The 26,258-nt window shown below is 57.9% G+C and carries 32 protein-coding genes and 1 pseudogene; 20 read left to right on the top strand and 13 right to left on the bottom strand.

What is annotated here, in order from left to right:
• Window positions 1–113: 113 nt before the first annotated feature.
• The 7 genes from ACN0TA_RS16745 (at window position 114) to ACN0TA_RS16775 (ending at window position 7,774) form a co-directional block, all read left to right on the top strand.
• Window positions 114–860, top strand: a complete 747-nt coding sequence (locus tag ACN0TA_RS16745; RefSeq protein WP_417585049.1) for an IclR family transcriptional regulator — start codon at window positions 114–116, stop codon at window positions 858–860.
• Between the two features lie 112 nt (window positions 861–972).
• Window positions 973–2,415 carry an aldehyde dehydrogenase family protein gene (locus ACN0TA_RS16750; RefSeq protein ID WP_417585051.1) on the top strand — a complete coding sequence of 481 codons (1,443 nt, stop codon included), beginning with the start codon at window positions 973–975 and terminating at the stop codon, window positions 2,413–2,415.
• A 39-nt stretch (window positions 2,416–2,454) separates the two neighbouring features.
• Window positions 2,455–4,080, top strand: coding sequence for an FAD-dependent oxidoreductase (locus ACN0TA_RS16755; RefSeq protein WP_417585053.1), 1,626 nt, complete (start codon window positions 2,455–2,457; stop codon window positions 4,078–4,080).
• A complete protein-coding gene (locus tag ACN0TA_RS16760) occupies window positions 4,080–4,853 on the top strand; it encodes an SDR family oxidoreductase (RefSeq protein ID WP_417585055.1) in 774 nt (257 codons plus the stop codon). Before ACN0TA_RS16755 ends, ACN0TA_RS16760 begins: the two co-directional genes overlap by 1 nt.
• A 40-nt stretch (window positions 4,854–4,893) precedes the next feature.
• Window positions 4,894–5,877 (top strand): TRAP transporter substrate-binding protein, encoded by a 984-nt coding sequence (locus tag ACN0TA_RS16765; RefSeq protein ID WP_417585057.1) that lies wholly within the window; start codon window positions 4,894–4,896, stop codon window positions 5,875–5,877.
• 74 nt (window positions 5,878–5,951) lie between these two features.
• Complete coding sequence (locus ACN0TA_RS16770) at window positions 5,952–6,473, top strand: TRAP transporter small permease (protein ID WP_417585059.1); 522 nt, start codon at window positions 5,952–5,954, stop codon at window positions 6,471–6,473.
• Window positions 6,470–7,774 (top strand): TRAP transporter large permease, encoded by a 1,305-nt coding sequence (locus ACN0TA_RS16775; RefSeq protein WP_417585061.1) that lies wholly within the window; start codon window positions 6,470–6,472, stop codon window positions 7,772–7,774. Before ACN0TA_RS16770 ends, ACN0TA_RS16775 begins: the two co-directional genes overlap by 4 nt.
• A gap of 684 nt (window positions 7,775–8,458) precedes the next feature.
• On the opposite strand, the gene ACN0TA_RS16780 is transcribed toward ACN0TA_RS16775, so the two are convergent.
• The 7 genes and pseudogenes from ACN0TA_RS16780 to ACN0TA_RS16810 form a co-directional block, all read right to left on the bottom strand.
• Window positions 8,459–9,448 carry a tyrosine-type recombinase/integrase gene (locus tag ACN0TA_RS16780; protein WP_417585063.1) on the bottom strand — a complete coding sequence of 330 codons (990 nt, stop codon included), beginning with the start codon at window positions 9,446–9,448 and terminating at the stop codon, window positions 8,459–8,461.
• A gap of 14 nt (window positions 9,449–9,462) precedes the next feature.
• Window positions 9,463–9,612 (bottom strand): annotated as a pseudogene (locus tag ACN0TA_RS16785) (excisionase family DNA-binding protein); the annotation flags it as partial.
• Complete coding sequence (locus tag ACN0TA_RS16790; protein ID WP_417585065.1) at window positions 9,605–9,913, bottom strand: hypothetical protein; 309 nt, start codon at window positions 9,911–9,913, stop codon at window positions 9,605–9,607. The pseudogene ACN0TA_RS16785 and the gene ACN0TA_RS16790, both read right to left, overlap by 8 nt.
• Complete coding sequence (locus ACN0TA_RS16795) at window positions 9,910–10,257, bottom strand: hypothetical protein (RefSeq protein ID WP_417585067.1); 348 nt, start codon at window positions 10,255–10,257, stop codon at window positions 9,910–9,912. Before ACN0TA_RS16795 ends, ACN0TA_RS16790 begins: the two co-directional genes overlap by 4 nt.
• 5 nt (window positions 10,258–10,262) lie before the next feature.
• Window positions 10,263–10,694, bottom strand: a complete 432-nt coding sequence (locus tag ACN0TA_RS16800) for a hypothetical protein (protein ID WP_417585069.1) — start codon at window positions 10,692–10,694, stop codon at window positions 10,263–10,265.
• Window positions 10,691–11,167 (bottom strand): hypothetical protein, encoded by a 477-nt coding sequence (locus tag ACN0TA_RS16805; RefSeq protein WP_417585071.1) that lies wholly within the window; start codon window positions 11,165–11,167, stop codon window positions 10,691–10,693. The genes ACN0TA_RS16800 and ACN0TA_RS16805 overlap by 4 nt, the downstream gene beginning before the upstream one ends.
• Before the next feature lie 68 nt (window positions 11,168–11,235).
• Window positions 11,236–11,565 carry a hypothetical protein gene (locus tag ACN0TA_RS16810; protein WP_417585073.1) on the bottom strand — a complete coding sequence of 110 codons (330 nt, stop codon included), beginning with the start codon at window positions 11,563–11,565 and terminating at the stop codon, window positions 11,236–11,238.
• Between the two features lie 133 nt (window positions 11,566–11,698).
• Here ACN0TA_RS16810 and ACN0TA_RS16815 point away from each other — a divergent pair, with 133 nt between their 5' ends.
• Entirely contained in the window at window positions 11,699–12,001 is a 303-nt protein-coding gene (locus ACN0TA_RS16815) for a hypothetical protein (protein WP_417585075.1), read from the top strand.
• A gap of 213 nt (window positions 12,002–12,214) precedes the next feature.
• Here the strand turns inward: ACN0TA_RS16815 and ACN0TA_RS16820 are convergent, their stop codons facing one another.
• From ACN0TA_RS16820 to ACN0TA_RS16840, 5 genes are read right to left on the bottom strand one after another with little or no spacing between them, the layout of a single operon-like run.
• Complete coding sequence (locus tag ACN0TA_RS16820) at window positions 12,215–13,042, bottom strand: DUF3800 domain-containing protein (protein WP_417585077.1); 828 nt, start codon at window positions 13,040–13,042, stop codon at window positions 12,215–12,217.
• Between the two features lie 9 nt (window positions 13,043–13,051).
• On the bottom strand, window positions 13,052–13,375 hold the full coding sequence (locus ACN0TA_RS16825) for a hypothetical protein (RefSeq protein WP_417585079.1): 324 nt from the start codon (window positions 13,373–13,375) through the stop codon (window positions 13,052–13,054).
• A 14-nt stretch (window positions 13,376–13,389) separates the two neighbouring features.
• Complete coding sequence (locus ACN0TA_RS16830; protein WP_417585081.1) at window positions 13,390–13,596, bottom strand: hypothetical protein; 207 nt, start codon at window positions 13,594–13,596, stop codon at window positions 13,390–13,392.
• 15 nt (window positions 13,597–13,611) lie between these two features.
• Entirely contained in the window at window positions 13,612–14,223 is a 612-nt protein-coding gene (locus tag ACN0TA_RS16835) for a type VI secretion system-associated protein TagO (protein WP_417585083.1), read from the bottom strand.
• A gap of 17 nt (window positions 14,224–14,240) precedes the next feature.
• The gene (locus ACN0TA_RS16840) at window positions 14,241–15,011 is read right to left on the bottom strand and encodes an XRE family transcriptional regulator (RefSeq protein WP_417585085.1); all 771 of its coding nucleotides are present in this window, start codon (window positions 15,009–15,011) and stop codon (window positions 14,241–14,243) included.
• A gap of 88 nt (window positions 15,012–15,099) precedes the next feature.
• On the opposite strand from ACN0TA_RS16840, the gene ACN0TA_RS16845 reads away from it, so the two are divergent.
• The 9 genes from ACN0TA_RS16845 to ACN0TA_RS16885 all read left to right on the top strand — a co-directional run bounded on the left by ACN0TA_RS16845 (window position 15,100) and on the right by ACN0TA_RS16885 (window position 22,509).
• Entirely contained in the window at window positions 15,100–15,297 is a 198-nt protein-coding gene (locus tag ACN0TA_RS16845) for a hypothetical protein (RefSeq protein ID WP_417585087.1), read from the top strand.
• A 71-nt stretch (window positions 15,298–15,368) separates the two neighbouring features.
• Complete coding sequence (locus tag ACN0TA_RS16850) at window positions 15,369–15,623, top strand: hypothetical protein (RefSeq protein ID WP_417585089.1); 255 nt, start codon at window positions 15,369–15,371, stop codon at window positions 15,621–15,623.
• A complete protein-coding gene (locus ACN0TA_RS16855; protein ID WP_417585091.1) occupies window positions 15,620–16,696 on the top strand; it encodes a ParB/RepB/Spo0J family partition protein in 1,077 nt (358 codons plus the stop codon). The genes ACN0TA_RS16850 and ACN0TA_RS16855 overlap by 4 nt, the downstream gene beginning before the upstream one ends.
• On the top strand, window positions 16,689–17,045 hold the full coding sequence (locus ACN0TA_RS16860) for a hypothetical protein (RefSeq protein WP_417585093.1): 357 nt from the start codon (window positions 16,689–16,691) through the stop codon (window positions 17,043–17,045). Before ACN0TA_RS16855 ends, ACN0TA_RS16860 begins: the two co-directional genes overlap by 8 nt.
• Window positions 17,042–18,613, top strand: coding sequence for a DEAD/DEAH box helicase (locus tag ACN0TA_RS16865; RefSeq protein ID WP_417585095.1), 1,572 nt, complete (start codon window positions 17,042–17,044; stop codon window positions 18,611–18,613). Before ACN0TA_RS16860 ends, ACN0TA_RS16865 begins: the two co-directional genes overlap by 4 nt.
• Window positions 18,610–19,533, top strand: a complete 924-nt coding sequence (locus ACN0TA_RS16870; protein WP_417585097.1) for a toprim domain-containing protein — start codon at window positions 18,610–18,612, stop codon at window positions 19,531–19,533. Before ACN0TA_RS16865 ends, ACN0TA_RS16870 begins: the two co-directional genes overlap by 4 nt.
• Window positions 19,534–20,012: 479 nt before the next feature.
• Entirely contained in the window at window positions 20,013–20,369 is a 357-nt protein-coding gene (locus tag ACN0TA_RS16875; RefSeq protein WP_417585099.1) for a hypothetical protein, read from the top strand.
• Between the two features lie 594 nt (window positions 20,370–20,963).
• On the top strand, window positions 20,964–21,557 hold the full coding sequence (locus ACN0TA_RS16880) for a hypothetical protein (RefSeq protein ID WP_417585101.1): 594 nt from the start codon (window positions 20,964–20,966) through the stop codon (window positions 21,555–21,557).
• 94 nt (window positions 21,558–21,651) lie between these two features.
• Window positions 21,652–22,509 carry a hypothetical protein gene (locus tag ACN0TA_RS16885; RefSeq protein WP_417585103.1) on the top strand — a complete coding sequence of 286 codons (858 nt, stop codon included), beginning with the start codon at window positions 21,652–21,654 and terminating at the stop codon, window positions 22,507–22,509.
• Between the two features lie 106 nt (window positions 22,510–22,615).
• Here the strand turns inward: ACN0TA_RS16885 and ACN0TA_RS16890 are convergent, their stop codons facing one another.
• Window positions 22,616–22,807, bottom strand: a complete 192-nt coding sequence (locus tag ACN0TA_RS16890) for a hypothetical protein (RefSeq protein WP_417585105.1) — start codon at window positions 22,805–22,807, stop codon at window positions 22,616–22,618.
• A 583-nt stretch (window positions 22,808–23,390) separates the two neighbouring features.
• On the opposite strand from ACN0TA_RS16890, the gene ACN0TA_RS16895 reads away from it, so the two are divergent.
• The 3 genes from ACN0TA_RS16895 to ACN0TA_RS16905 all read left to right on the top strand — a co-directional run bounded on the left by ACN0TA_RS16895 (window position 23,391) and on the right by ACN0TA_RS16905 (window position 26,255).
• Window positions 23,391–24,176, top strand: coding sequence for an HNH endonuclease (locus ACN0TA_RS16895; protein ID WP_417585107.1), 786 nt, complete (start codon window positions 23,391–23,393; stop codon window positions 24,174–24,176).
• An 82-nt stretch (window positions 24,177–24,258) separates the two neighbouring features.
• Complete coding sequence (locus tag ACN0TA_RS16900) at window positions 24,259–24,723, top strand: terminase small subunit (protein WP_417585109.1); 465 nt, start codon at window positions 24,259–24,261, stop codon at window positions 24,721–24,723.
• Between the two features lie 2 nt (window positions 24,724–24,725).
• On the top strand, window positions 24,726–26,255 hold the full coding sequence (locus ACN0TA_RS16905) for a terminase large subunit (protein WP_417585111.1): 1,530 nt from the start codon (window positions 24,726–24,728) through the stop codon (window positions 26,253–26,255).
• The last annotated feature ends 3 nt before the right edge of the window (window positions 26,256–26,258 follow it).

The following is a 26,258-nucleotide window of genomic DNA, read 5'->3' on the forward strand; positions in this document are numbered from 1 at the left end:
TCATCCTCCACCACTGCGCGGGGTCCGCTGCCACGCCGATCTGAATCGTGACTATTGTCACCCCGTTGATGTTTTTGATATCCATATATGAGAATTCATACAAGGAGGTGGGCGTGATAGAGCGCAAGACAAGTTTGGAAAAAGTGCTCGCGATCCTCAATCTCTTCAGTGAAGACAAGCTCACCTGGACGGCCGACGAGGTCGTGGCCGCCACAGGCTACAGCCGCCCGGCGCTGTATCGCTACGTCAAGATCATGAAAGACGCGGGGTTGCTGGTTGCCGATTCGCGGTTTGGCTTCACTCTCGGGCCGCGCATTGTCGAACTGGACTATTTGCTGCGGCGCTCCGATCCGCTCATGGTACACGGCGTCCCGGAGATTGATTCTCTGGCTCAATGTTGCCCCGGCAACGCGTTGCTGGTGCGCTGGTACGGATCAAAGATTCTCTGTGTTTATTCCGCACATTCCGGCCAAGGCATCAATACCAGCTACCACCGAGGGCGTCCCATGCCATTGGCGCGTGGCGCCATTGGGCGTTCGATTCTGGCCTATCTTCCAAAGGCCAGGCTGGCCAAGCTCGTCAAATCTCGTGTGGATGAGTTCGCAGCGGTCGGGTTTGGTGAAAGCGAAGAAGAAATTATCAGCAATTTCAGTCGCATCCGCAACGACGGCTTTGCCGTGGCTTATGGCGAAGTTACGCCGGGTGTCGTTGGCATTGCCGCCCCAGTCCTTGATGCCAAGCGCAGCCCTGTGGCTTCGGTCTGCGTCACTGTGCTCGGCTCTCAGCTCGAAGCCGGCCAGATCGAAGAGATCAGCGAGAAAGTGCGCCAGTCGGCCCACAACATGCATATGAGATATTAGTGATATCAGACTGCCGCGGTTCATAATATTCTCAAATATGGAAATTTTGTTTGACAGCGAAAGGTCGCTCTCGTAACCGTGTCGCCAAGCTAACGACACGGGAGAGGGGCTGATGACGACGGTATCGGCGGCCTATATTGGCGGAGAATGGATCGAGGGAGGGCCGCAGGCCGACAGCATAGATCCCTCCAACGGCGAAGTCTTCGGGCACTTTCAGTGTGGAAATCGCGACCTTGTGGATCAGGCGGTAACCTGTGCGCGCCAGATGTTCGAGCAGGGCGTTTGGGCAGATTCGCCTCGCTTGCGTTCGGACGCGCTATTCGAACTCGCGACCGCTTTGGAGCGTGATGCTGGCCAGTTGAGCGAAATGCTTGTCGCCGAGAACGGCAAGCTGCTGGCCGAAGCACGCGGCGAAGTGGCCGGCGCAATTTCCGAAATTCGATATTACGCCGGCCTTGCCCGTACGGTGATGGGGCGCACGTTTCAAAGCGCACCGGATGTCATGTCCTTGCTGCACCGCGAGCCTGCCGGTGTCGTCGCAATCATCGTCCCCTGGAATGCGCCGATCACGCTTCTTGCGCGTTCACTGGCTCCCGCGCTTGCTGCCGGCTGCACGACGGTCATCAAGCCGGCCCTTCAGACGTCCGTGACGCACGGGCGGTTCATGGAGTGTGTCAACACCTGCGCGTCGCTCCCCAAGGGCGTCGTGAATTCGGTCAACGAAGTCGATGACGAGGTAGGGCGTGCTCTTGTGGCGCATCCCGATGTCGATGTCGTAAGCTTCACCGGCTCGACGCAAACCGGTCGCAAGATCATGGCCTCGGCCGCACCGACCCTCAAGCGGTTGTCGCTTGAGTTGGGCGGGAAGGCGCCGGCGGTCATCTTTGAAGATGCTGACCTCGATCTTGCGTGCGCCGAAGTGACCCGGGGGTCCTTGGTTATGGCGGGGCAGATGTGCGTCGCAGCTGCACGCTTTCTGGTTCACGAAAAAATCGCGCCCCAGTTCATCGAAAAGATGAAGCACGCTTATTCGTCCGTGCGGACAGGTCCGGGCAGCGATCCGCAGAGCCAGATGGGCGCGCTGATCGACAAGGCCAACCAGCAGCGCGTGCTCGCTCTGATCGAGCAGGCTGGCGACGAAGGCGAGCTTATCGTCCGGGGTGAGCCGCTGGAGGGAAGCTTTGCCAAGGGTAGCTTTGTGACCCCCACCTTGTTTCGGATCGAAGATACGTCGTCGTCCCTCGTCCAGGACGAGCTGTTCGGGCCCATCGTCTCGCTGGAAACGTTCGGAAACGAAAGCGAGGCGATTGCCAAGGCAAACGCAACAAGCTTCGGTCTCGCCGCCAGCGTTTTTACCCGAGACCTCAATCTCTCGATGCGCGCATCGCGCCGCATTCGCTCAGGCACGGTCTGGCTCAACAGCCACACGCGCCTTTTTGCCGAAGCCGAGACGGGTGGGTATCGCCAATCCGGTCTGGGTCGACTGCATGGAGTTGAGGGGCTCAATGACTTCCTTGAAACCAAGCATGTCTACTTCGAGGCGGGCTTGAGCTAGCCGGCGAAGGTCCTTCTTTTATCTGTTTCGGGTTTGACTATGACTGTTACTGACTCTCTTTCAACTCAAGTCGCAATTGTGGGCGGGGGCCCTGTGGGTCTTGGCCTTGCCATTGAGCTTGGGCAGCGCGGCGTGGATGTGGTGGTCGTCGAGCGCTATCACCAGCCCCAGCCCGTTCCGAAAGGGCAAAATCTTACCCAGCGGACGATGGAACATTTCCATTTCTGGGGCGCCGAACCGATGCTGCGGTCGGCCCGTACGGTGCCCGCCGAATACGGTATCGGAGGCATGACCACCTATGGAGCACTTCTAAGTCCCTACACCTACGACTGGTTGCAGCGTGAACTTGTTCAGCCGTTCTACTACCAGGAGAACGAGCGACTTCCGCAATATCAGACCGAAGCCGTGCTGCGTGCACGCGTCGCCGAGCTGCCGTCAGTGAAAGTGCTATACGGCTGGAGTGGCGACGCGGTCGAGCAGGACGAGCATGGTGCAACCCTGCAAGTGAGCGAACGGGAAGGGGACGGCACGCGGACGATCCATGCCCAATTCGTCGTGGGGTGCGACGGCAGCCGGTCGGGCATTCGCGAAACAGCAGGTATCACTCAGACGCGCTCGGACCACGACAAGCTGATGGTGCTGCTCGTCTTCCGCTCCACCGCTCTACACGAACTGCTCAAGTGCTATCCGAACAAATCATTCTACAACGTCCTTCATCCCGACCTTAAGGGATATTGGCAGTTTTTCGGCCGCGTGGATCTAGGAACCACGTGGTTCTTTCATGCCCCCGTTCCCAAAGACACCAATCGCGACAATTTCGACTTCCACGCCTATCTCCACAGGGCTGTGGGACAAGAGTTCGATCTCGATATCGATTATGTCGGCTTTTGGGATCTCAGATTTGCAGTGTCTGATACATACCGCAATGGTCGGATTTTTATCGCCGGAGACGCCGCGCACAGCCACCCGCCCTATGGCGGCTATGGCATCAACACGGGTTTTGAAGACGCCCGAAATCTGGGCTGGAAACTGGCTGCCTTCCTGCAAGGGTGGGGCGGGGAAGACCTGCTCGATTCCTATAGCGGCGAGCGCCAGCCGGTTTTTGCGTCGACGGCAAAGGACTTCATCGAAAAGTCGATCCATGTCGATGGCGATTTTCTCGCAAAGTTTGATCCTGAAATGGACAAACAGGCTTTCGAAAATGAGTGGAACCGCCGTCGTCATGGGGCCACCGAGGAAGTGGGTGCTTTTGAACCTCACTATGAGGGCAGCCGGACGGTGTTCGGGCCCGATGACGGCCGAACCAATGCCATGGGCATGCACCAGCATCGTGCGCGGGCCGGGCACCATTTGTCTCCGGCAATGCTGTCGGACGGCACGAACGTTTATGAGCGGCTCGGCACCGGATTCACGCTCATCGCGCTTGATGCGCTTCCGGGAGAAATCAGGCGATGGATCGATGCGGCCAAGGCTCTCAGCGTGCCGCTCGAAATTGTCGAAGATAGCGCTGCTGATAGCCGCTCACTCTATGAGAGCCGGTTCATCCTGGTCCGCCCCGATCACTTTATAACGTGGTGCGGCGACTCGGTGGACGTCAGTCCGGAGGACATTCTCTCAGTCGCTATCGGCGAACACGCTGCACCATTTCGGAGCTCAGTCGCATAATGAACGACAGCATGACAGGAAACAACGTTGCGAGCCTTGAGGGCAAAGTCGCCATCGTGACGGGCGGCGCCCGCAACATTGGGCGTGCCATAGTCGAGCGCCTGGCCAAGGCAGGCGCCAACGTGATGATCAATTTTGGCCCTGGAACCCAGGAACAGGCTGAAGAGCTTGCATCCGCTCTCACACAAGAAGGTCGCTCGGTCGGGATCATCGCAGGCGACCTCTCCGATGCCGAAACGGCGGGCACAATCTTTGATTGTACATTGAAGATGTGGGGTCGGGCAGACATCCTGGTCAACAACGGTGCTATTACCGGTCCCCGGGCAAAACTCAGTCAATTGTCGACTGCCAACTTCGATGAAATTTTTGCCGTCAATGCGCGTGGCGTATTCTTGATGATGCAGCAGGCGATGGCAAAGCTTTCGGATCACGGCCGGATCGTGTCCATCGCGTCGAGTACGACTCTTTACCCACAGCCCGACCTTGGTGTCTATGCGGCAAGCAAAGCGGCGGTGAAGGCGCTGTCGGAAGCCTTCGCACTCGAAGCCGGGCAACGCGGCATCACCGTCAACACCGTCATGCCGGGCCCGGTCGTGCCCGGAATCTTCGATGCCGCGCCTCTTGAGAGGCAAAGGGCCATCCAGCAGGCTTCGCCTTTCGGCCGTTTGGGCACGCCGGCCGATATCGCCGACATCGTTGCCTTTCTCGCTAGCGAGGAATCGCGCTGGATCACCGGCCAGCACATCTTGGCCAATGGCGGATCACAGCGCTGAAGCCACACTTGATATTCAGAACTTCAAAAGGAGGAAAACCATGAAGACTATTGTTCTCGGCACGGCAGCCATCCTGGCCATGGCAACGACGGCTTCCGCGGCCGAATGGACTTATGCCCATTACAACCAGCCAACCCACGAACTCCATCTGGGCGTGGCACTCGAAATGGCTCAGGATGTCGAAGCGGCGACCAATGGCGAACTGACCATCAGGGTCTTTCCGTCTGGCGAATTGGGTGCTGGCCCCGCTCAGCAATATTCGCGTGCACTTGACGGCATTGCCGATGTCACCCAGGGCCTCGTGGCCAGCGACACGTTCCCGCTGCCGCGCACCATGCTGATGGAACTGCCAAACCTTTTCGACACCCCCCAGGAAGCCGTCGACGTGCTTTGGGAAAACATTGAACTGTTCGAACCCGATTTCCAGGGGACGAAGGTGATGGCTCTGTTCCCCAACAACCCCGCGGCTCTTGTCCTCAATCGCCCGGTGAGCTCACCCGCCGATCTCAAGGGCCTTAATATCCGCGCATCCTCGGCCATCGGGGCCGGTATCATGGAGGCATGGGGCGCGACCCCGGTGACGATGCCGGCAGGCGATCTTTACAACGCCCTCCAAACCGGCGTGATTGATGGCGCCCTAATCGGCATCGACGGGATCAACGCCTATCGTCTGCAAGAAGTGGCCAGCCATGTCATCACCAACCTGCCTGGTAACATCACGATGTTCTATGTCGTCGCCAACCGAGACAGCTGGGATGGCCTGTCTGAAGATGTCCAGGCTGAAGTGCTTGAAGTCACCGAACATGCGCTCAGCATGAAAGGTGCCGACGCCTTTGCCGCTTCGGGCGAAGAAGCCATTGAGGCCATCAACGCGTCCGGAAACACCGAAATCGTTGTCCTGACAGCCGAACAGCGGGCGCTTTTTGCTGAACCGTTGCCGGCCATGATCGAAAACTATCTCGAGCAGGTGAGCGCTGCCGAGGGATTTGATGCGCAGGAAATCTACACAGCGATTTCCCAGTAGCGTCTGAAAAAAGCCGAGCGTTTGGCGCCGTTGGTTGTGGCGCCAAACGCTCACGTTCGCACAGGGAGGTTACGTTGGTTCGCTTGGCATCCATACTATCGGCGCTTAATGCCGCGCTTGCTCTGCTGGCGGGCATTTTGCTTGTGTCGCTCGTCGGATTGACAGCCGTAAATGTCATTCTTCGGTACTTTTTCGGTTCGGCGGTATTTGGCGCATTCGATCTGCTGCAGGCGGGCGTCGCCACGGTCATTTTTCTGGCGATGCCGTATTGCACCTGGCGCGACGGACACGTGGCAGTCGACATTGCCTACAATCTGTTCTCAAAAATAGTCCAACGCTGCGTTCTGGCCATGTCGGACCTCATTTCCGGCGCGGTTCTTGGGCTTCTGGCGTATCGCTCCGCCACCGCAATGGTGTCGGCGTTCAACTATGGCGAGCGGTCGTCCTTGCTCGGCATCCCCTTTGCCCCGCTGTGGGGCTTTATCGCCTTAGGCGCAGCTTTGGGCGCGGTATCGTGCGCAGGACGCCTGCTGCTCAACGCGACCAACAATTTGCACCTCATACCGGGCACCAGCGAAGAAGAGATCGTTCAATGAGCGCGTTCACCATTGGTCTAGTTGGGATCGCGGTCCTTTTCGCGTTGCTTGCGCTCCGCACGCCTGTGGGCTTTGCGATGGCCGCCGTCGGATTGGCGGGCATCACGATTTTGCAGAACGAAAGAGCCGCGCTTGCGACCTTTTCGACTGAAACGTTTGAACTGGCGCTCAAGCTCGATCTCATAATCATCCCGTTTTTCGTTCTGATGGGCAATTTGGCTGGCGTGAGCGGATTGAGCCGCAATCTCTATGATGCCGCCTATGCCTGGATAGGCCACCGCCGCGGCGGACTGGCATCGGCCACGATCTTGGGCTGCACTGGATTTTCCGCATTGAGCGGCTCGTCGGTCGCTTCTGCCGTCACGATGGGACAAGTCGCTTTGCCGGAGATGCGGCGCTACAAATATGACGAAGGGTTTTCCGCAGCCTCGGTCGCGGCGGGCGGAACTCTGGGGATTCTCATCCCGCCTTCGACGGGTTTCGTGCTCTATGCGCTTTTGACCGAGCAATCGATCGGCCAGCTTTTTGTGGCCGGTATTCTGCCCGGCATCCTGCTGATGGGGCTATTTCTCACTACCATTGCCATAGTTGCCTCTTTGCGGCCAACGGTAGCGCCATCAGGCGAGCGGTTGACGTCACAAGAGCGGTATTCGGCAACGATGAAGGCTCTGCCGTTCCTTCTGGTCGTGGTCGGAACGGTGGGCGGCATTTATGCGGGCATCTTCACGCCCATGGAGTCGGCCGCCATCGGTGTTGTCGCGACCCTGGCGATCGCCTTGTGGAGACGATCGCTCACACCGTACAATTTCTCACGCATCGTGCGCCAGACAGTCTCGACGACAGTGATGTGCTACACGATCATCATCGGGGCCAACGTTCTCAACCCGTTTCTCGCCCGGTCTGGCCTAACATCCTGGGTATCTGAGACAGTGCTGAGCCTGCCAATGGATGCGACAGCGACGCTTCTGCTCATCCTGGCGGTCTTCGTGCTGCTTGGAACGTTCATGGAAGGCTTTGCGATGCTAGTGCTCTTGGTGCCGATCTTCTTTCCGGTCATCATGGCTTTGGACGTGGACCCGATCTTTTTTGGTGTCCTTGTTGTTATCGCGCTCGAGATTGGGCTTATTACGCCCCCGGTCGGCATCAATGTGTTTGTGGTCAAGGCACTCGTTCCACACGTGCCGTCCACGCGGATATTTCTCGGCATCCTACCATTCGTGACCGCGATGGTGCTCGGCGTGGGATTGCTCTTGCTCTTTCCACAAATCGCACTCTTCTTGCCGAGTACGATGTTTCGTTGACCGCTGAACTTTTCAGGAACCAATTTCCGAGGGCTGCTTCTGTCATGTAAAGCACTATAAGTTTGGGTCAATGTCATCCCACGATCTGGATACCGTGAGTTAATCTCTCGTCCAGATTGTTGGGCTAGAGGGCTAGAGGTCGGAATCTTCGGTTGTTTCGCAGCCTCCGCTGCAACCGGCGTCGCTGTCTCAGGTGTAATTGAGCCGCCGAACGTTAGCTTACCCATTTGGTTAGCCAGAACCCGCCAGTCCGGAATCGGCCCCAATTTTGCCTGCATGCAAAGCGCCCTTTGCACGAACATTTTGAAATTGCAGGAGCCGCGGCCATTTATGTCGATGGCAAGGTCTTTGACCGCATCGAGCAGCGCTTTGTCTACTACGAGAAGCGCGCTGCGGCATCCTGATCAGGTTGGTACGAATGGTACGAATAGGACCAATTTCGGTACGAATAGAAGGTCATCACCGGTAACGAGCGGGAATGAGGAAGGGCAAATAGAGTGGTGGAAACAATCGGATAGCCCGATAATGCGCGACGCGCAGCCAACCCAGCAATGCGTTCACACGGCAGGGGTCACTGGTTCAATCCCAGTTACACCCACCATCTACCACCTTGAAATTGCTGAGTTTTTTCAAGATTGCGACCGTACGCAGACAGTGCACCCTGGTTCATTTGAACCAGTCGGGTCAGAATTCGAGGGCGGTGGCCGCCTTCTTGAGGTATTGGGGCGAGAATCGCGCATAGACCCGATAGGTGATCCGAGGGTCGCTATGACCTAGGAACTGCGCTATATGATCCATCGGTATGCCTTGCTCCGCCATCCACACAGCGGCGCTATGACGTAGGTCGTGCGGCACTACGTCGACCAAGCCGGCCCGCTTAACGGCGGCGGCGAAGCCCTTCTTGATGTTCAGCACTCGATCCCCGGCGTATTCGATGACATAGGGCGTCACTGCTGCCTTCTTTGCCTCGATCAATTCGGCCTTTACACGATCGGTCATGGGCACCAGTGCGCGGCCCTTGCGGTTCCGCTCGCCGACAACACCGAGCCGGATCTGTTCCCGATCGAAATCCACCCGATCCCACGTCAGTTGCAGGATGGCTGACTTTCGGCCGGCGGTGGATAACGCCAGCACCATGAAGAGCCGCATGTGCGGCGTGCCACACGAATCGAGCAGCTTCGCGAATTCGGCTCGGGTGAGGTGCCGATCGCGTGGCGGTGGCTGGCTCGGAGCCTCGAATACTGCGCCTTGCACGCCGCGCCAATTGAGGGCCTGGCGTATGATGTTGATCTCTTTCAAGATCGTACCATCACCTGTCGACCGTCCTCGCGCCTCCACGCCCTCCTTCCGTCGGGCCTCGGCATATTCTCGGCAGACTTCCCGCGTGATTTGGTCCGGACGCAGATAGGCGAAATGCCACTTGGCTCTTTCCCACCCGTATTTCAGACGTGCGTGATCAGTAATGCGGCCTTCTTTCTCGGTCAGGTACGCTTCGACAATCTCGCCAACGAGGGAGCCGACCGGCGCTGCCATGTCAACCTTGAGGTCGATCAGGCGTCGTTCGGCTTCCTCACGATCTTTGGTACGAAGGGAGCGTCTCTTGGTGGCGCCACCTGGGTCATTCCAGATGGCGTACCATGTGCCCCTGTATAGCTTGGTTCGGAGTTCGGACATTCATAGTCCCTCACTACAGATGCTGGGATGCGGATCAGCCGGCCCACGCGAAAGGCAGACAGGCGACCCGCTCCAATCAAATCACGAATATGCTGCGGAGAGCAGCCCCAGCGTTCAGCGAGTGTGTCCGTGGTAAACGGGCGTTGGTCGAGAACGTCAGACATGACCAACCTCGAAAAGTCGCTGAGCCATGTCGAGCAGCCCCTTGGGGTCGACACCGCTGGAGCGATTAATCTCAGCGCAGAAATCGACAGCAAGAGCCAGTGTCTCTGAATTGGAGCCATCGAAGCGCGGCGTTTGCTCATTGCCTGCCAGTGCCTTCCGCAATTCGTCGGCGGCCTGGATGGTATCCCGCGAGATGAGCCCGCCATTGCCACCGACAAACTTGCCGGCGACCATGCGTCCGTGGTTGTCGAAATCCACGGCATCGAGAAGAGCTTTTGCCTTTGTCGATAGTACCGTCATAGTGTACCTCCAGCGACCGCCTGTCGAAACAGTTCCGGATCGCGTACCGTGATTTCGCAGACAACCACCCCTAGTAAGATTTGATCGAGCGTGGCGCGCGTCACCGCGTTATCAGGGTAGTGTCGCAATTCGCCAAAGAGCCGATACGTCCCGCGGCCGGCCGATTGGATGTAGGTCACGATAGGCCCGTCTCCCCAGTCGATGACGTACATGTCGTCGGCCAGGAACCGGGACCGCGCGTAGTAAACCGCGTCTCGGCCATGGCGGAGGCGGGGGCTCATCCGGTCCCCTTGTATGGGGACCAGTTTGAGAGCGCCAAGATTGCGGGATTGGAATGGGGCCATGGCGTTCATGCCAGCCCCCCGATGCGTCTGCCGATGGTGGTTTCGAGGACATTCTCCAGCAGCCAGCGGCGATCCATACCAGCCGAGACCATGAATGTGCGTTTCCCATCAATGATGTCGTTGGCCAGTTCGACGCGGTAGTGAATGCGGCCGCCCAAAGCGGTTTCCTTCCCGCTCTCATAGATCCCGTCGCCTTCATAGCGCCCGGTCACGCGGTGAGCATAAATGCGGATGGGCTCACCGAGTCCGTCGGGCTGCATGAGGTTCCAGTGCGCAATCATCGGGTCCAGTTCCTCAGCTGCGCGCTTGAACTCGGCTAGGTGGTAATCGTAGCGCTCCTGTGCCGACACCTCACGAGCCAGAACCGGGGTCGATGCGATGGCGGCAGGGATGAAGGCTGCACCCGGCAACCCTTTCAACAGGTCACGGCGCTTCATACTGCACCGCCTTCCGCGGTGGCCGCAAATTGGCCGGCAAACTTCTCGTCACGGCTGAACATGATCAGGTCGAGCCGGTCGAGATTTTCGCCAGCATAGACCGCGCCCATCCCGAGAATGGTTGGGTCGTATGCCATAGCAGCGGCTTTAAAGTTAACAGTGGCTTCCTCGAAATCCGCCTTCTTTGCGGATCGCGCGCGCACGTCTTGGTTTCGAAGCGCGAGCCCCATCAACGAGCTTTTGAGGTCGTCTGGGATAATCGATTGGAAATTATCGCTGGCCACGACGATCTGACGCGCTAGGTCTTGAGCAGTCACGGGCGTGCGAGCAAGCATCAGCGCCGCGATCTCTGCGTAGCCGTCGCTATCCTGCTGTTGGTAATCATCCTTGAGCCACTCGTTGAATAGAGCGGCGGTGGTCAGCTGGGCCAGTTGTGGCGTAGTCAGCTTTGCAGTATTGATCTGGGTAGCCATATGATCCTCCAACGGTCTTTGGTTGAAGGCTCGGGAAGTGCTGGCGGCACGCCCGAGCCGTTTTCGTCTCAGGCGCTTTCGCGCAGCCGCACTTGCATGTGAGCATCAAAAAGAAGCTTTAGCTGTCTGGAGTCCAGCGTTTCTGTGTATCGGGTGTGCATCCCGATATAGTCGAGTTTTCTGTGATGCTCGACCGTCCCAGCAGGAACAAGCGAGAGGATTGCGTCGAACGCCTTCCCCTCTGCTAACTCCGCCGATTCCCATTCTGCTTCGTCTTCGGGGCTGATAATGCGGCCCTCGGCGACAGCGCGGATATCGTCGATGCGATCTGACGCGTTTTCGAGACGCGCGACCGCAGATGCGTGGGTCGATATGAGCTTGTAAATTGAATACGCCATAAATACCTCCAACGGTGACGTTGGATTAACCATAATGGGCAATTGCCCATCATGTCAATGGGCACAAACCCATCAAGGGCCCCTCGACTCTTGCCTCCAATTCTGGTTCCAATGAGAACGAATGGAGAACCTGATGATGCAGGATGTGTCGCAGTTCATCGTCATCGCGCCAGGCGCAATGGGGAAGGCCGTCGAGTATGCCGAGGGGAGAATACGGGAGAGGCTAGGGCGCTCGTTTCCCGATTATGTTTTTACGATTGAGCCGTACGGGCCGTTTGCTGAGGCTGACCAGTTCGCGGTTATCCCGATCATGAACCAAAGGGGCAGTGCAGGGCCGAACGGCGAAATGTACATGTGCCGTCCGCTCGATCCTTGGGTGATACCGGCGATCAAGCAAGTGCTTAGGGAGTTCGAGTTGGCGCCGGGGCTGAATTGAAAAGCCCGCACGGGGCGGGCGGTTTATGCGATCAGGCGCGATTCAGGAGGCAATTATATAGGTCTTGTTGAGCGGTTGTTGATTTCGGTGTGGAAACCGTAACCGATTTGACTTATATTGATCTTGGCGGGCAAGCGCCGGAATCTCCCCGAGTTGCCGGTAGGCAGCAGCATCCTTTGCGATGTGGATCAGGGGCCCGGGGGCCCGCCACAATCATTTTCCGCTGAAGCTAGCCGCGAACGCGCGCTGCACCTCGGGCATCGGGTTTTGCGTTAGCCGCGGAATAAGTGTGAGGCCGCAATTCAGCGCGACCCCATTCTGGCGGATATACTTGCGGCGTATCGCGTCGCAGTAACCGCTCTCACAGTGCCCGTACAGGCCAGGCTCAAAAGCAGCGTAGGTCGCGCTGGTGATGACATCGGAGAGCTGCAACCCGGCGCGAACGGCATGGTTCTCGACCCTTATGTTTACGGGGTCGAAGACCGACCAGTCGATTTTGCCGACGGAATAGAGCTTTTCTTTGCCATCACGGATTAGCTCTAAATACTCTCGCATCACGTCGTAGTCAGTCCCTTGGCGTCGAGAGAAGGTTACCATAAGCGAGGCTTCATGGCCCTCCCGTTCGGCGCGCTTTCTCACCGCGGCGGTTATGCGCTCGAGAGTAAACCTCACCAGATAGTTGTAGAGGTGTTGTGGCTGCTTGAAAATCTTGTACTTGGAGCTGTCAACGATCGTGGGCTTGTATGAGAGCACCACGCAGGCTGCGAATGGCTTCTCCGCGAGAGCATGACAAACAGCGACTTTTTGCTCGTGCTTCAAGTCTCTGAAATGCAAGTCGCGTCCTTTACGTTGAGGAAACGGCTTGACGAGGTCGTCGCGCCACCGGGCGAGTTGCGCGTCGCTTTCCGCACTAACCAAAAAAGCGCCAATTGCGAAAAACTGTGATTGGCCGCCCGACACGCCTTGGACCTTGAGTTTGCCTAACCCCTCATCGCCTGCCTCGTCGATGTACGCATGGTAGAGTACGCGGCCTTCGGCCATCTCTCCCCCTTACTGGCTATCGGGTTGAAAGATCGACCATGTTCCGTCAGCCTCGCATCGCGTTAGGGCTTGCTGACTTGTGGAGGCGTTCTGTATCGAGCCAGTACTGTACAGATTGCCTTCGTGATAGCACCCAGCGGCCCATTGGTTAGTTTCTATCCATTGGAATTCGGCAGAGCACTCAAGCACCGCGTTCCCAGCCTTCGCCGTAGCGCCCGGCGAAAAACTCAAGCTACCGAGCCAGCACTTTTGTTGTTCGATCACCATTGGCATGTCCTGCGCAAAGGCTGGCATAGAGGCCATAGCCAGTGAGATAATCAGTGATCGCTTCATGTTCCAATTCCCCTTTACTGGCTATCCGCGTCGTTGCCGTTATCGTTGACGCTGATCACAACGCCAGTCGCGAAGCCGACCGCAGCCAGAACCGCGTCCACCTCATCAAGATAGCTTTCCCACATAGGGCGGCCACCCATCTTGATATCGGGAGGATTGCCGCGCAGGTCGCATAGGGCGCGGGCAGCAAGCTCGCGCGGGTCTTTCGGTTTCCGTGGCATCTTCCCTCCTGATGACTACCAGTTACAGGCTTCCCGCAGGGGAGCAATTTCTTCCTCAAACCCAGTAATTGGAAAGTCTACGGTGATCGCTGACTCGCCGTATGGCGTAATTTGCACCAGTAAGTTTTCGGCCCCGAACAGTGACTTAATTAACGGAATGGAGCTGCCGCCATTCCATAAGCCCAGCGCTTGGTTGTCGGTTGATTCAGTGAAGCGCTTCGTTTGTGCTGGCGCGTCGTCAATGCGGTAGGTCACGCGCCCGTAGTTTTGCAGATCAGCTAGGTGATGCCCGCCCATAGTGAAATACAGCGTGGTGGTGTTCTCACTGCATCGAACCAACATTGTAGCCCTTCCTTCTCCGCCGAAACGCTTGGGAAAGGTGTCAGATGAGCTCAAGTTCATGAACACGTTCGTGCTGTCATCGATGCGAGAAACGTCTGTTCGAACCGTCCACTGGCTTTCTGGCCCGCTCTGTTCCGCCGAGCGATCTACGCGGAATAGCAAGTCGTAACAGACAAGTCGCTCTGCGCCATCGTCTATGGCTCCGCATTGTTCCGCAGTGTCTTGCGCCAAGGTCGCGCCGCTAAGCCCAACGAACAATAAACCTGCTAGTGCTAGATTCTTCATGCCCCCTCCCAAAACGGCTATCGTCGCCCCACGTACGCACACACACGCCCATGTATTCGTATCCGATCAACCTCGACCTCGTGAGTGTCATAGGCGGGGTTGTCGCTCTTGATTGCCACCTTGGGCGGCAAAGTTAGCGGAATGCGCTGGAGCCGCTTAATCTGGGGCGGCTGCATGTCGTAGCTGATGAGATAGACCCCATCGACCTGGAGCGTGTCTTGCGACATGTCCACCACAACGCGGTCGCTCGGCATGTAATTGGGCACCATCGAGTCGCCACGGATCGGGACAATGATCGTATCGCCGGGGTTGTTGACGACCTCGCGCAACCATGAATCGGGCAGGGGCCATTCATCAACGACCTCGTGCGCCGATACCGTGCCGCCGCCCATCGGCAGGACGATGATGTTGCCGACTGTTCCTTCGCCCGCCCCAGCCTCGACATCGAGCTCGGGAATTGCACCGGGCACTTTCGGCCGCCAGTAATCTCGGGTGAAGCCTTGAGCGTCGGGGTCGATCTCTTGGCCGGTCTCTTCATCGAGTGTAACGTATTGGTAATCGCGGGGACCGTCATCCTTCGGGTCGGCTTCTGCTAAAAGGCGCTCGGGGCGCACTCCTAAAGCCTTTGCGAGTGCCACGAACTTGTCGATGCTTGGTGCACGGTTCCGCTCAAGAATGTCGCGCACGAAGGTTTCGCCTTGGCCTGCGGCTAAAGACGCCTGCTTCATCGTCATGCCGCGCTCATCAATTGCTGATCGCAGGCGCTTTTTCCAAACAGCTTCGCTCATAGATGGGATAATGCCCATTTTCATAGTTGACGTCACGAGGGTTATTGCCCATTAGTTAATGGGCAATAACCCATTTGCGGATATCTTGATGGAAGACCTCCTGACCGAAATCGACGATTTTCTTGAGCAAACGAAAATGGCTGACACCACATTCGGACGCAAAGCCGTGAACGACGGCAAGTTTGTCGCAAGATTGCGAGACGGAGGCGAGTGCCTGCCGCGAACGGCAACCCGCGCTCGAAATTTCATCCAGGAACAAGTCGAGCAGTTCGTCGCGACCTCCTGAGTCCGCACACCATTTCACGGGTCGGGCAGTCGAAGTGAGAACCGCGCCAGACCCCAGACACTGAGGACGAAATGAAAAACGATGAGATCGCGACCGGCGAAGCTTTGCCTGAAGATGGCGTTGATGTGACGCCTATAGTCGGCAGCCGCCAGACTGGACTGTCTCCCGAAGCCGACGCTGCGCTTCGGGAAATTGAAACCCGCGCGTTCCGACATTACCAGCGCGCGTATGCGGCCAACCAGACCGCACCGACGATTCATTCGGCGTCCGCACTGGTCAAGGCATGGAACGCATATGCCGACATCATGGGGATCGAGCGGGTATGAGCGCGATTGTCTCCATTCCGGTTGAGCAACTGACCCGGCGGTCTGATGGTCGCCAGCTTGACGGCAAGGTGGTTAGCGCCATGGCCGACAGCATCGCGACGATAGGGCTATTGAACCCCGTTCGAGTGCGAAATACGGGCGAGCAATATGAAGTCATCGCTGGGGCTCACCGCCTCTCTGCGCATCAACTTCTCGGCTTAGTCGAGATCGATTGCGTCATTGTAGATGACGACGATCTGCATGCCGAATTGGCCATGATCGATGAAAACCTGTGTCGGGCGGAATTGTCTCCGACCGACCGGGCTCGCCAGACCGCGCGGCGCAAAGCCATTTATCTGGAGTTGCATCCCGAAACCGGACATGGCGGCGACCGTAAGAGCGATCAAGTGGAAAGTATTTCCACTCGATCCTTTGCCGCTGAGATCGCATCCAAAACTGGACAAACCGACCGTTCGGTGCGGATGCATGCCGAGCGTGGTGAGAAAGTTATCGAGGAAGTTCTCGACCTGATCCGGGGCACCAAACTCGATACCGGCACATACCTCGACAAGCTCAAGAAAATGCCGCCGAACGATCAGTTCAAAGCTGCGAAGCGCGATCTGGCGATCAGCAAAGCTGAGGCTAAAGCGGAGCGCCAAGCCGAATTCGACCGCCAGCGCGACGAAAGCCGCGAAGCCCTGCCGCAGACCGTTAAGGATGCGCAGGCCCGCAAAGACACGGCGGTTGCCGCTCGCAAAAACAAAGTACCGCAGGAACGCATCGACGAACTTGAGGCGATGGTCGACGAGATGCGAGAGGCGAACGCCTCATACGAGGCTGAACTGGAGGTCGTAAAGGCGGACAACGCCAAATGGCAGGACATGAAGGCGCAATTCGAGCAGGGCGGGTTTGAGAAGGTCATCGCCGGCAAGGATGAAGAAATCCGCGTTCTTCTCACCCGCGTCGAAACAGAAAGCCGTGACAAGGCGAGTTGGATGAAATCGTCCAAGTTTTGGAAGGCGGAGGCCGAGAAGCTCGGTTATGGCGAGGACGACATCATACCGCTGACGCCTGTGGGAAGTGCCAATGGCTGACGCTGGCAGGATCCTCGAACGCATTCGCTCCTATGGCGCAAACGTGGTGCTGGAAGATGAACAACTGCGCTTGATCAACAGCCGAAAGCTTCCTGCTGAGGCGCGCAACTATCTCGCGATGCACCGGGATGCGATTGCTGCCGTGTTGCGTCAGGATCAGGAGGACGCCTTCGAGGAATGCGCGGCCATAATCGAGTTCGATGGCGGTACGCCGCGCGAGTGGGCTGAGCAGTTTGCCAAATACTTGTTCAAGACAAAGCCCAAGGGCGTCGACGAGTTCGAATGGTCCTGGTTCATCGCGACCTGCGGACGGATGATCGATGAGGCTCCGGTCAGGAGTGCAGCATGATAAATTCCCGCGAAATCAGCCTCCGGCCCTACCAGATCGATGCCGTCGAAAAGCTTCGCGACGGAATACGAGCGGGAAGACGACGACAGGTGCTCGTTGCGCCCACGGCGTTTGGCAAGACCGAATGCGCCGCCGAAATCATCCAGAAAAGCCAGGAAAAGGGCACGCGGGCGTGGTTCATCGTCGACCGGGTTTCTCTGATCGACCAGACCAGCGAGCGATTTGCCTCTTATGGTATCGACCACGGCATTATACAGGCCGACCATTGGCTGACAGACTACTCCAAGCTCGTTCAAATCGCGAGCGCCCAGACCATCGCGCGCCGCAAACTTCATGAGCTGCCCGACCTGATCGTCGTGGATGAGGCGCATTGCCAGTACAAGGCGGTGACCGACCTCGTGAATCGTGCCGCCAACGCCAAGGCTATCGGGCTTACCGCCACGCCGTTCGCAGCAGGAATGGTCGAAGAATGGGACGGATTGGTCAATGGCGCTACGGTCAATCAACTGCTGGCGCAAGGTTACCTATCGCCGCTCAAGATCAAGGCCTGTGTTAGCCCCGATATGCAGGGAGCCAAGAAGAAGTTCACTGGCGAATTTGAGGAGGAGGAGGCCGGGTCGCGCGGGATAACCATCATCGGTGACGTGGTTCAGACGTGGATTTCGCAAACGGCGAAGCACTTTGGTGGCCCGGTCAAAACCCTCGTGTTCTCGCCATCCGTGAACCATGGCGAAGAGCTGTGCCGCCAGTTTGCCGAGGCCGGCTACAATTTTCAGCAGATCAGCTATCGCGACGCTGGCGATGACGAGCGCCGGGCCAAGATTGCGGAATTCCGCAAGCCCGATAGTGCAATCGACGGTCTGGTGTCGTGTGCAGTTTTGACTAAGGGTTTTGACGTTCCCGACGTGTTGTGTGGCATATCGTGTCGGCCTTATCGGAAATCCTTCTCCTCGCACATTCAGGAGATGGGGCGGGTCATGCGCACTTCGCCGGGCAAGAAATTCGGCCTGTGGCTTGACCATACCGGTAATTGCATTTCCTTCGCAGATGACACGGCATGGCTTTTTGAGTACGGCGTCGACAGCCTGTCCGATGCTCAGAAGAAAGATAGCGAGGTCCGCGAGCCCAAAGAGCAGATCAAGCATGAGCGGTTCTGCGGCGATTGCGGCACTCAATTGGAGGCCGGTTCACCTACCTGCCACGAGTGCGGATGGGAGCGTCCGGCGCGCGGGGAAATTCAAATCGTCCAGGGTGAACTGATCGACTTCGCCCATTCGACCAAGGAAGCGTTTCAGCCCCGGAAAGGCTTGCGCGCCGAATGCCTATCTAATCCGCGTGGGATATGGAACGCCGCGCTCGCCTATTGCTGCGCCAACGGCCGCAAGGGGCAGGACGCGGCTCGTAAATGGGCCTACGGCATATGGGCGGGAATCTATCCGGGAAGTCGTCTGCCGCGTGGGCTCTTTGAGGCTCCGTATGACCCGCGGTCAGTTCTGCCGGACGAATACAACCTTATCGAGCGCGAGATAAAGCGCTTCCGCAAGCGCGGTCGGGGGACGGCCGCATGATGTTATCGGACGCGATTGCCCGAGCCTGTGCCGATGTTGGCGTTGTCCCTCCAAAGGGCGCCGTCGCCATGCGTCGGTGGATTCCCGCCGATACACTTGCCAAGAACGGCAAGGGCGATGGTCGGCTGATCTGCGACGAGGATCGGGTTACTGCGGTCAATTGGCAGACCGGCGACAAGGCCACGGTCTGGCTCAAAGATCAGTTTACCCCTGCCGATAAGAAGCGCTTTGCAGAACGCCGCGCTAAGGATGCGCGCGCGGATCGCGAAAAGGCGGCTCGTGCAGCATCCATTGCTTCAAAAATCATTGGCGCTTCAAAGCCTGGACACCATCCATACCTGACCGCAAAAGGTTTCCCTGACGAAACCGCTCCGGTCATTGCAGCCGAGAAAGTTCGCGAACTGGTCGGTGACTACATCGTACCGGAAGGCGCGAAATCCGCTTTAGTAGTCCCGGCACGGATAGGATCAGCGATCACCAGCGTGCAACTCATCTGGTCCGACGGGACCAAGAAGTTTTTGTATGGCGGCGAGATGGGCCGCGCGGCGCACAAGATCGCCACTGGCGCCGATACATGGCTTTGCGAGGGCTTCGCAACCGGTCTTTCCATCCGTGCCGCCCTTAGGGGTTCGAGCCGCCGCGACACGATCCTTGTGTGTTTCTCAGCGGCCAATATCGCGAAAGTCGCCAAGACGATTAAAGGCCGCTGCTACATCGCTGCCGATTGCGACGCACCGCCGGCGGCCAAGCCAGAGCAATTCAACGGGCTTGGGGCAGGGGAGTTCTTCGCCCGACAGGCCGGTCGACCCTACACGATGCCTCCCGTGGTTGGCACGGACTTCAACGACCTCCATCAATCCGAGGGCATCTTCGCCGTGCAGCGAGTGCTTTCAAGACTGATCCGGGAGGCGGGCATGTAACGTCTAGTGCGGGCCGAAAGATGTCATGGTCCAAGCGGAGTTAGGCGAAAGCCGAAACGCTTCCGGGATCGGTTTGGTGAACCGCTCGTCGCGCCGGACAACAGCGACACATAGACTGCAACGTGACCCCAGCGCATGGGGCGGGTAGGCCCGAAAACAGGACGGGCTCCGAACGCAGTGACATCATCACCCGCACAGGACGCACCCGGAAACGTGGTGCAGCCTTTCCTCTGTTGCCTGGATGGCTTTGGAAAGGTGCCGCTGCCAAGCGAAGCGCGTGTAGGACCGACAGGGCAACCCCGGTTCGAACCTCCCCGGACAGGAGACAATCACGTATCCAGGAGTTAAAGGGCATCCCAATTCGTGGTCATGACCAGACACATTTCGCCCCCAGCAGGGCGAAGTGTGTCTGAACAAACCCATCCGCAATCATGTCCGCCCTGTGGAAGCACTGGGGCAGACAAACAGAAAGAGAAGAAATGACGATACTGAGTTTTCCGGGGCCGAGCGCGGGCGAGGTCAAAGGTAAGATCCATAACCGCGCGATGGCAGCCGCCACGAACGCCAGCGAGTTTATGGGTAGGGCGCTCGACCGGTTTTGCGTGATCGCCGGCGACATCGAGGACGAAATCACCGGCTTGGACCAGGCCGAGTTGGACCACGTATATGAAGTGCTCTCTGATGTCGTCGAGCGTGGTAAATCGAATACGGAAGACTGCTTGCTGTACGAAATCGTCACCTACGAGGTAGAGCGCCGCTGTGCGCTGGCTGGTCTCGACACGCCTTGGGCGGATGTAGACGATCATGGTATACCGGTTGCCGATAACGACGACTAAGGCGGTGGATTACGAGGATAAGTCAGCCCTTATTCTTTACGAGCGGGCAGGGTGATTGTTGACTGGGGCAGAGGAGGACCGCCATGGCCAGTTTCAGTCTTTCCCGAAATGCAGCTACGGCCGAGCGCATGCGTGCGCGCATAGCCTTTCTCGGTCACACGCCCAACGGGCACCCAGTTTACAATCAGCAAGAAACGTCGGACCTAGTCCAAGAGCATCCGAACTATCCTGCGGTGCTGCGGAAACTGACTCGCCGCACGCGATCGGGCGTCGGTGGCAAAGCATCTCGGATGCGAATAACGAGGCCGCGCGGCCGTCCATGGACAGATCCCAACGAAATTGGAAGGCTCCGCAAAGTTTATCCAACTGGTACTCGTGAACAGATACTGGCGGCGTTCCCTGGTCGCAGTTACGCGGCGGTGGCCAAGGCGGCGAATGCGAGGGGAATCTACCGGGCACCAAGTCCGTATAAGCCGACGGGCGATTTGGTTCTGGATCAAATCCTTCAGCGGGCGCGGGCAAGAAATTGGACTATGACAGAGCTAGACGACGCGGTGCGAGGGACCGGATACTTTGCTAGACGTCGGTGGCGGAATGGTCGATTTAACCAGTTCCTGCATGGTAAGGCACTGGAGCAATTGGGTGGTCGGTTCCGGGCTCGATGGTTCGATGAAGATCGGGCTGCGTAGGGGCTGGGAGCTGTGGGAGGAGCAGCTTGTCCGGGACCTCTATCCGGACTATCCAGCAATATTGCGCGTGTTGCCACACAGAACGTATTGGGCTGTGAGAAGTCGTGCCAGAAAGCTTGGAGTAGTGACGTCACGTGAAATTTGGAAGGCATCAACCGTTCGCTCGATTGAAGAGTTATCTCGAACGCACACGACGTCCGAAATAGCTTCGAAAATCGCAGATATGGAAACGCATCAAGTCGACGCAATCATAAAGTACTTCGGATTTGGTCGAAAACCGCGAGAAGGATTTCGCCGTGCTGGTATTCCCGTAATCGATGATGTGCTCTACCGAGCCGACCAGCAAGGATTGACGCTAGTTGAAGTGGACCGCCGTGCAGGAATAGGCAAGCGCTATTTTGCTGGCCGGCGGTGGGAAAACGGTCTGCATGGTGGCCATTTAGCCCGGGCTGTGTTTGCCCTTGGCGGCGAACTCTATGTGGAGTGGGAGGACGACTAGCCTGATCGGCGCTTGACCAATAAAGCGAACAGGTTCACATTCCGATCCACTCACTTCGACTGCCCGACCTCTCACTCAACCGAGAGGTCGATCTATGTCTAAGCCCCGTTCGGGCCAGAAGACCAAGCCGCTCACATACGAGCAGGCCATTGCCCAACTACCCGCCGCCGAGAAGGCGATGCGGATGGACGCATACGAACATTCCGATACCTACCAGCAGTGCGTGCAGAACCTGCGCGAGCTTTACGCCGTCATGGCCCAAGACATGGCTCGTTCGATCTTGGCCAGTCGGCGCTACAACGAACTGGTCGCCATCATCAACAAGGGCGGGCCGGACGACAAACGTCTGGTCAATAGCCGCCTTGCCGACGATCCATCGGTCACCAGGGGCCTTCTTGAAGCGGTGGCCAATGGCGAGGTCGAGACGAAGCACCAAGAGCGCAAGAACACGCCTCATAACATGGTGATCCTGATCGGCGGTCTTGCCCGTGTCGGCACCAAGACCGAAGCCCATATCCTCGCAGCGATACGGTACGGCATCCTGTTCGATCGGGCCCAGATCGGCGGTGCCCGCGCGGTGGACTACGAACAGGTCAAGGTCGACACTTCCGGTCCGAAGCAGGATCAGATCAGCGCTGCCCAAGACGACGCCAGGGCTGAGTTGACGAACGCTCGAAAGGCGATCGGCCCGAGGGCGGCCGGCATTGTTGATATGGTGGTCGTCGGAGGATCATCCGTTCGCAAGCTTGCTGCCAAGCTTGGATATGGCGAGAGCGGCAAGGGCCGGAGAAAGGCGGAGGCCGATCTGATAGAGGCTATCGACGCGCTCGTGGTGTTCTTCAAATTGGATCCGCCTGCCAAGAGCCGAACACATCGATGGACCGATGGCAGCCAGGCCGAAGTGGTGCGTGACGATGACGGAAACGCAGTGCAAAACCACGAGGCGGCATAGGCTGGCCCCCTTGCGTGGGGGGCCAAATCAGCATATGTTCATGATATGTTGGCGTTGTGCGTCACGATTAAGGCTCTGCTTCGGCGGGGCCTTTTGTTTTTAGCTCTCACGCTGTCGCGTCATCAATGTGACCGTCATTCTCTGAGAACTCGCGTTCTTTAGCGGCTCTGACGTTCTCAGCGACATCAGCGTCTTGGTAGGGGCCAAGCGATCCGCTCTCGCCCGCATTAGCCCATTCCACCCAGTGGCCTTGGTCATCGGAACGCACCGAAACGTTCACAGCAATTTCTTTTGACATCAAATGTTCCCCAATTTGCGCTGACCATATCCAAAGCGCATCGGGCCGACAAGCAGGTAGCCAGCGCACAGGCCTAGCGTGAGCACCAATTCAATCGGCTCAAAATTGAGCCAATCCCATCCAACCCGTTGGTATCACGCCAGCGGGCTCTTCTATGTGGCACCCCACAACTGCCTTTCAAGAGCAGAAGCCTACGGGTAAATCCCGTACCACGCCGATAATGGAAGCATATTCAATCTCTTCCGTCTTTCATTCACACAGGAGATCGGTATGAGATTTCCAACGCTTTCTGCCATTGATGATGCCCGCATCCAAAGCAATAGCATTTGGCACATGTGGTTTGCATGGCGGCCAGTGCGCTTGAGCAGCGGTACTGTTGTCTGGCTGGAGCGCATTGAACGCCGTGGTGGCTTTGACCATCGCAAGAACACCGGCAGGCGCCCGCCTTGGCGCTGGGAATATCGACCCGCCTAACCCCATTCACCGAGAGGCAACACCATGCGCAAGTTCTTCCGTCGCATTGCCATTGTATTTGGCGCTCCTGTCACGGCACACGCTGACGGCAAGGTGTTCGTGCGCATCAATGATCACTGGCTTCCAGTCTAACCCTGTGCCCAAGCCAAAAGGCGAGCAAGGCAACGAACATCTCCGCAAGCGCGGCAGGGCAGGTATGGCCCAACGCAAGCGCAGGCTACAAGCCGAACCCCTTTGCCGCCATTGCGCAGTGCAGGGCCTCACGACCCCATCAACAGTGCCAGACCATATCATCCCCCTCAAGGACGGCGGCACAGACGATGACACCAACATTCAGTGCCTATGTGAGCAGTGCCATGCCATAAAGACGGCAATAGAGGCGGCTCAAGGCACAGGAGCATCCAATCACCCAGATTGGCTAAGGCCATCGGCCATACCGCTAACAATCGTCTGCGGCCCACCATGTGCAGGCAAGACAACCTACGTAGAGCAGAACGCCAAGCCCGGTGACATCACCATTGACCTCGATGCTCTGGCTCGCAAGATCGACCCATCCTATCGCCAATGGGAAGGGATGCTTGAAGGCGCACTACTCAACAGCGCCATAAGGGCGCGCAACGAGTTACTAGGCTCACTCTCCCGTCTAAAGCGCGGCAATGCATGGTTCATTGTCTCTGCACCCACACAGGCAGAACGCAACTGGTGGCAAGACCATCTATGCGGCAACACTCACCTCATCGACCCAGGCGCAGACGAGTGCAAGCGCAGAGCAATACAGCGCGGCACACCCAATGCGGTCAAAGGCATAGATGAATGGCATCGCAGGGCAAGACAGCAATGGCAGCCAAAGGGCAAGGCGCAGACATTCACCGAGCAGGGCCGGGTCGTATGGTAGGCGGGGGGCATCTGAATGTTCAGGACCGCCAACAGGACACCGGCGATGGGCTAGCAAAACTTTTTCTAACACAGATTTTCCCATGAGCACACGCAGAGCACGAATTGACAGCACGGCCGAGGCGGTGCGCGTTATGTCGAAAGCGGTTGAGGACATCGTTCCGCCTTCCAACGTTCCTCTCGACAAGGGGGACATTCCATTTTTCGCGAGCGTGATTGCAGAGTTCGCACGTTCGGACTGGACGGCGCACCAACTTGAGTTGGCAGCAATGCTGGCGCGGACGATGGCAGACCTTGAGCGCGAACAGCGCATGTTGCGTGAGGAGGGTTCGACGGTGAAGTCCGACAAGGGCACGCCGGTGGTCAACCCGCGCAAGACTGTGGTGCAGATGCACGCCAGTTCGATCCTGAGTTTCCGCCGGTCCTTGTCACTACACGCGCGCGCGCAGGGTGGCGAGGCACGGGACGTGGCCAAGCGGCGCAAGATGGGCAGGGATATCGAGGCAGATAATCCCCTGGACGACGACCTGATCGCGAAGCCGAACTGAGCATGTCGCGCGGTCAGCGGGTAATTGATTTCATCCATCGCTTTTGCGTGGTGCCGGAAGGGACGTTGCAAGGCCAGCCGGTGAAGCTCCTGCCATTTCAGGAGAAGTTCATCCGGGACATTTACGACAACGTGGATGGCACGTCGCGCGCATATCTTTCGATGGCGCGCAAGAACGGCAAGACGGCCACGATTGCGATGATCTTGCTGGCTCATATGGTTGGGCCGGAAGCCTACCAGAACAGCCGGATCATATCAGGGGCGCGGACACGAAAGCAGGCGTCCGAGGTTTATAACTACGCTTACAAGATGGTGCTGGCGTCCCCGGCGCTGCGCAAGATCGTGAGGCCGGTTCCGAGCCAGAAGATCCTCACTGGCTTGCCGATGAATGTGGAATACCAGGCTATCTCGGCAGATGCTGCCGGGGCGCATGGTGGCTCACCCATTCTGGCGATCCTTGACGAAGTGGGGCAGGTGCGAGGGCCAACCGATGCGTTTGTCGAAGCAATTGAAACCTCGCAAGGGGCGTATGAGGACAAGGCGCTCTTGATCGCCATTTCGACACAGGCAGCGACAGACGGGGATTTGTTTTCCAAGTGGCTCGATGACGCGGAGACATCGAAAGACCCGCGCATCGTAAGCCATCTTTATACTACGTCCGAGGACTGCGACCTTCTCGATGAGAAGTCATGGAAAGCGGCCAATCCTGCGCTGGGCAAGTTCCGGTCGGTCAAGGATGTACGTGACTTTGCAAAGCGCGCGGCGCGTGAGCCATCAAGCGAGAACAGCTTTCGATGGCTGTATCTGAATCAGCGCATCGAGGCCAACGCGCCGTTCATATCGAAGGGTACATGGGCTGCGAACGGCGGGCCTATCGCGGGCAGCTTCGACGGGCCGGTTTATTGCGGGCTGGATTTGTCGAGCGCTCGCGACCTTACAGCGTTTGTGATGATCTCTGCAGTTGATGAGAAGTGGCACATCAAGCCGCGCTTTTGGATACCGGGCGAAGGCTTGCACGAGAAATCCCGCGAGGATCGCGTTCCTTATGATCTTTGGGAAAAGCAGGGCTGGATTGAAACCACACCGGGGCGTTCGGTTCAATATGAGTATGTGGCCAACCTGATCGCGGACGAAGTGCGCAACAGCGACATTCGCCGCATTGCGTTCGACAGGTGGGGCTTTGAGCACCTTCGCCCTTGGCTTGTCAGGGCAGGGTTCCCCGAGGACCAGCTAGACGGCGATGATGCGCTTTTCCAAGAGTTCGGGCAGGGCAGCAAGTCAATGACCCCGGCGCTTCGCCAGTTAGAGGCGGATTTGCTGGACGGAAAAATGGCACACGCGATGCACCCTGTTCTGGAATGGAACGCGCGCAACGCGACTGTGGTGGGTTCCGACGACAACCGGAAGCTAGAGAAGCCGAAGGACCGCACACGCCGCATTGACGGAATGGCGGCGCTTGCGATGGCGCGAGCAGTGGCAGGCACGTTTGAAGACGGGGCGCGCAAGCCAGAATTTCAAATGCTAATTCTTTAGAAG

This window comes from Pelagibacterium sp. (assembly GCF_048264985.1).
Taxonomy (GTDB): Bacteria; Pseudomonadota; Alphaproteobacteria; order Rhizobiales; family Devosiaceae; genus Pelagibacterium.

Coding starts and splice junctions, on each gene's coding strand:
- ACN0TA_RS16895 (WP_417585107.1), top strand. CDS start 23,391: ATGATCACTGGCTTCCAGTCTAACCCTGTGCCCAAGCCAAAAGGCGAG.
- ACN0TA_RS16825 (WP_417585079.1), bottom strand. CDS start 13,375: ATGAAGCGATCACTGATTATCTCACTGGCTATGGCCTCTATGCCAGCC.
- ACN0TA_RS16865 (WP_417585095.1), top strand. CDS start 17,042: ATGATAAATTCCCGCGAAATCAGCCTCCGGCCCTACCAGATCGATGCC.
- ACN0TA_RS16820 (WP_417585077.1), bottom strand. CDS start 13,042: ATGGCCGAAGGCCGCGTACTCTACCATGCGTACATCGACGAGGCAGGC.
- ACN0TA_RS16860 (WP_417585093.1), top strand. CDS start 16,689: ATGGCTGACGCTGGCAGGATCCTCGAACGCATTCGCTCCTATGGCGCA.
- ACN0TA_RS16755 (WP_417585053.1), top strand. CDS start 2,455: ATGACTGTTACTGACTCTCTTTCAACTCAAGTCGCAATTGTGGGCGGG.
- ACN0TA_RS16835 (WP_417585083.1), bottom strand. CDS start 14,223: ATGAAGAATCTAGCACTAGCAGGTTTATTGTTCGTTGGGCTTAGCGGC.
- ACN0TA_RS16790 (WP_417585065.1), bottom strand. CDS start 9,913: ATGACGGTACTATCGACAAAGGCAAAAGCTCTTCTCGATGCCGTGGAT.
- ACN0TA_RS16800 (WP_417585069.1), bottom strand. CDS start 10,694: ATGAAGCGCCGTGACCTGTTGAAAGGGTTGCCGGGTGCAGCCTTCATC.
- ACN0TA_RS16840 (WP_417585085.1), bottom strand. CDS start 15,011: ATGAGCGAAGCTGTTTGGAAAAAGCGCCTGCGATCAGCAATTGATGAG.
- ACN0TA_RS16885 (WP_417585103.1), top strand. CDS start 21,652: ATGTCTAAGCCCCGTTCGGGCCAGAAGACCAAGCCGCTCACATACGAG.
- ACN0TA_RS16905 (WP_417585111.1), top strand. CDS start 24,726: ATGTCGCGCGGTCAGCGGGTAATTGATTTCATCCATCGCTTTTGCGTG.
- ACN0TA_RS16760 (WP_417585055.1), top strand. CDS start 4,080: ATGAACGACAGCATGACAGGAAACAACGTTGCGAGCCTTGAGGGCAAA.
- ACN0TA_RS16775 (WP_417585061.1), top strand. CDS start 6,470: ATGAGCGCGTTCACCATTGGTCTAGTTGGGATCGCGGTCCTTTTCGCG.
- ACN0TA_RS16815 (WP_417585075.1), top strand. CDS start 11,699: ATGATGCAGGATGTGTCGCAGTTCATCGTCATCGCGCCAGGCGCAATG.
- ACN0TA_RS16750 (WP_417585051.1), top strand. CDS start 973: ATGACGACGGTATCGGCGGCCTATATTGGCGGAGAATGGATCGAGGGA.
- ACN0TA_RS16890 (WP_417585105.1), bottom strand. CDS start 22,807: ATGTCAAAAGAAATTGCTGTGAACGTTTCGGTGCGTTCCGATGACCAA.
- ACN0TA_RS16780 (WP_417585063.1), bottom strand. CDS start 9,448: ATGTCCGAACTCCGAACCAAGCTATACAGGGGCACATGGTACGCCATC.
- ACN0TA_RS16845 (WP_417585087.1), top strand. CDS start 15,100: ATGGAAGACCTCCTGACCGAAATCGACGATTTTCTTGAGCAAACGAAA.
- ACN0TA_RS16850 (WP_417585089.1), top strand. CDS start 15,369: ATGAAAAACGATGAGATCGCGACCGGCGAAGCTTTGCCTGAAGATGGC.
- ACN0TA_RS16880 (WP_417585101.1), top strand. CDS start 20,964: ATGGTCGATTTAACCAGTTCCTGCATGGTAAGGCACTGGAGCAATTGG.
- ACN0TA_RS16795 (WP_417585067.1), bottom strand. CDS start 10,257: ATGGCCCCATTCCAATCCCGCAATCTTGGCGCTCTCAAACTGGTCCCC.
- ACN0TA_RS16765 (WP_417585057.1), top strand. CDS start 4,894: ATGAAGACTATTGTTCTCGGCACGGCAGCCATCCTGGCCATGGCAACG.
- ACN0TA_RS16830 (WP_417585081.1), bottom strand. CDS start 13,596: ATGCCACGGAAACCGAAAGACCCGCGCGAGCTTGCTGCCCGCGCCCTA.
- ACN0TA_RS16875 (WP_417585099.1), top strand. CDS start 20,013: ATGACGATACTGAGTTTTCCGGGGCCGAGCGCGGGCGAGGTCAAAGGT.
- ACN0TA_RS16805 (WP_417585071.1), bottom strand. CDS start 11,167: ATGGCTACCCAGATCAATACTGCAAAGCTGACTACGCCACAACTGGCC.
- ACN0TA_RS16810 (WP_417585073.1), bottom strand. CDS start 11,565: ATGGCGTATTCAATTTACAAGCTCATATCGACCCACGCATCTGCGGTC.
- ACN0TA_RS16870 (WP_417585097.1), top strand. CDS start 18,610: ATGATGTTATCGGACGCGATTGCCCGAGCCTGTGCCGATGTTGGCGTT.
- ACN0TA_RS16900 (WP_417585109.1), top strand. CDS start 24,259: ATGAGCACACGCAGAGCACGAATTGACAGCACGGCCGAGGCGGTGCGC.
- ACN0TA_RS16855 (WP_417585091.1), top strand. CDS start 15,620: ATGAGCGCGATTGTCTCCATTCCGGTTGAGCAACTGACCCGGCGGTCT.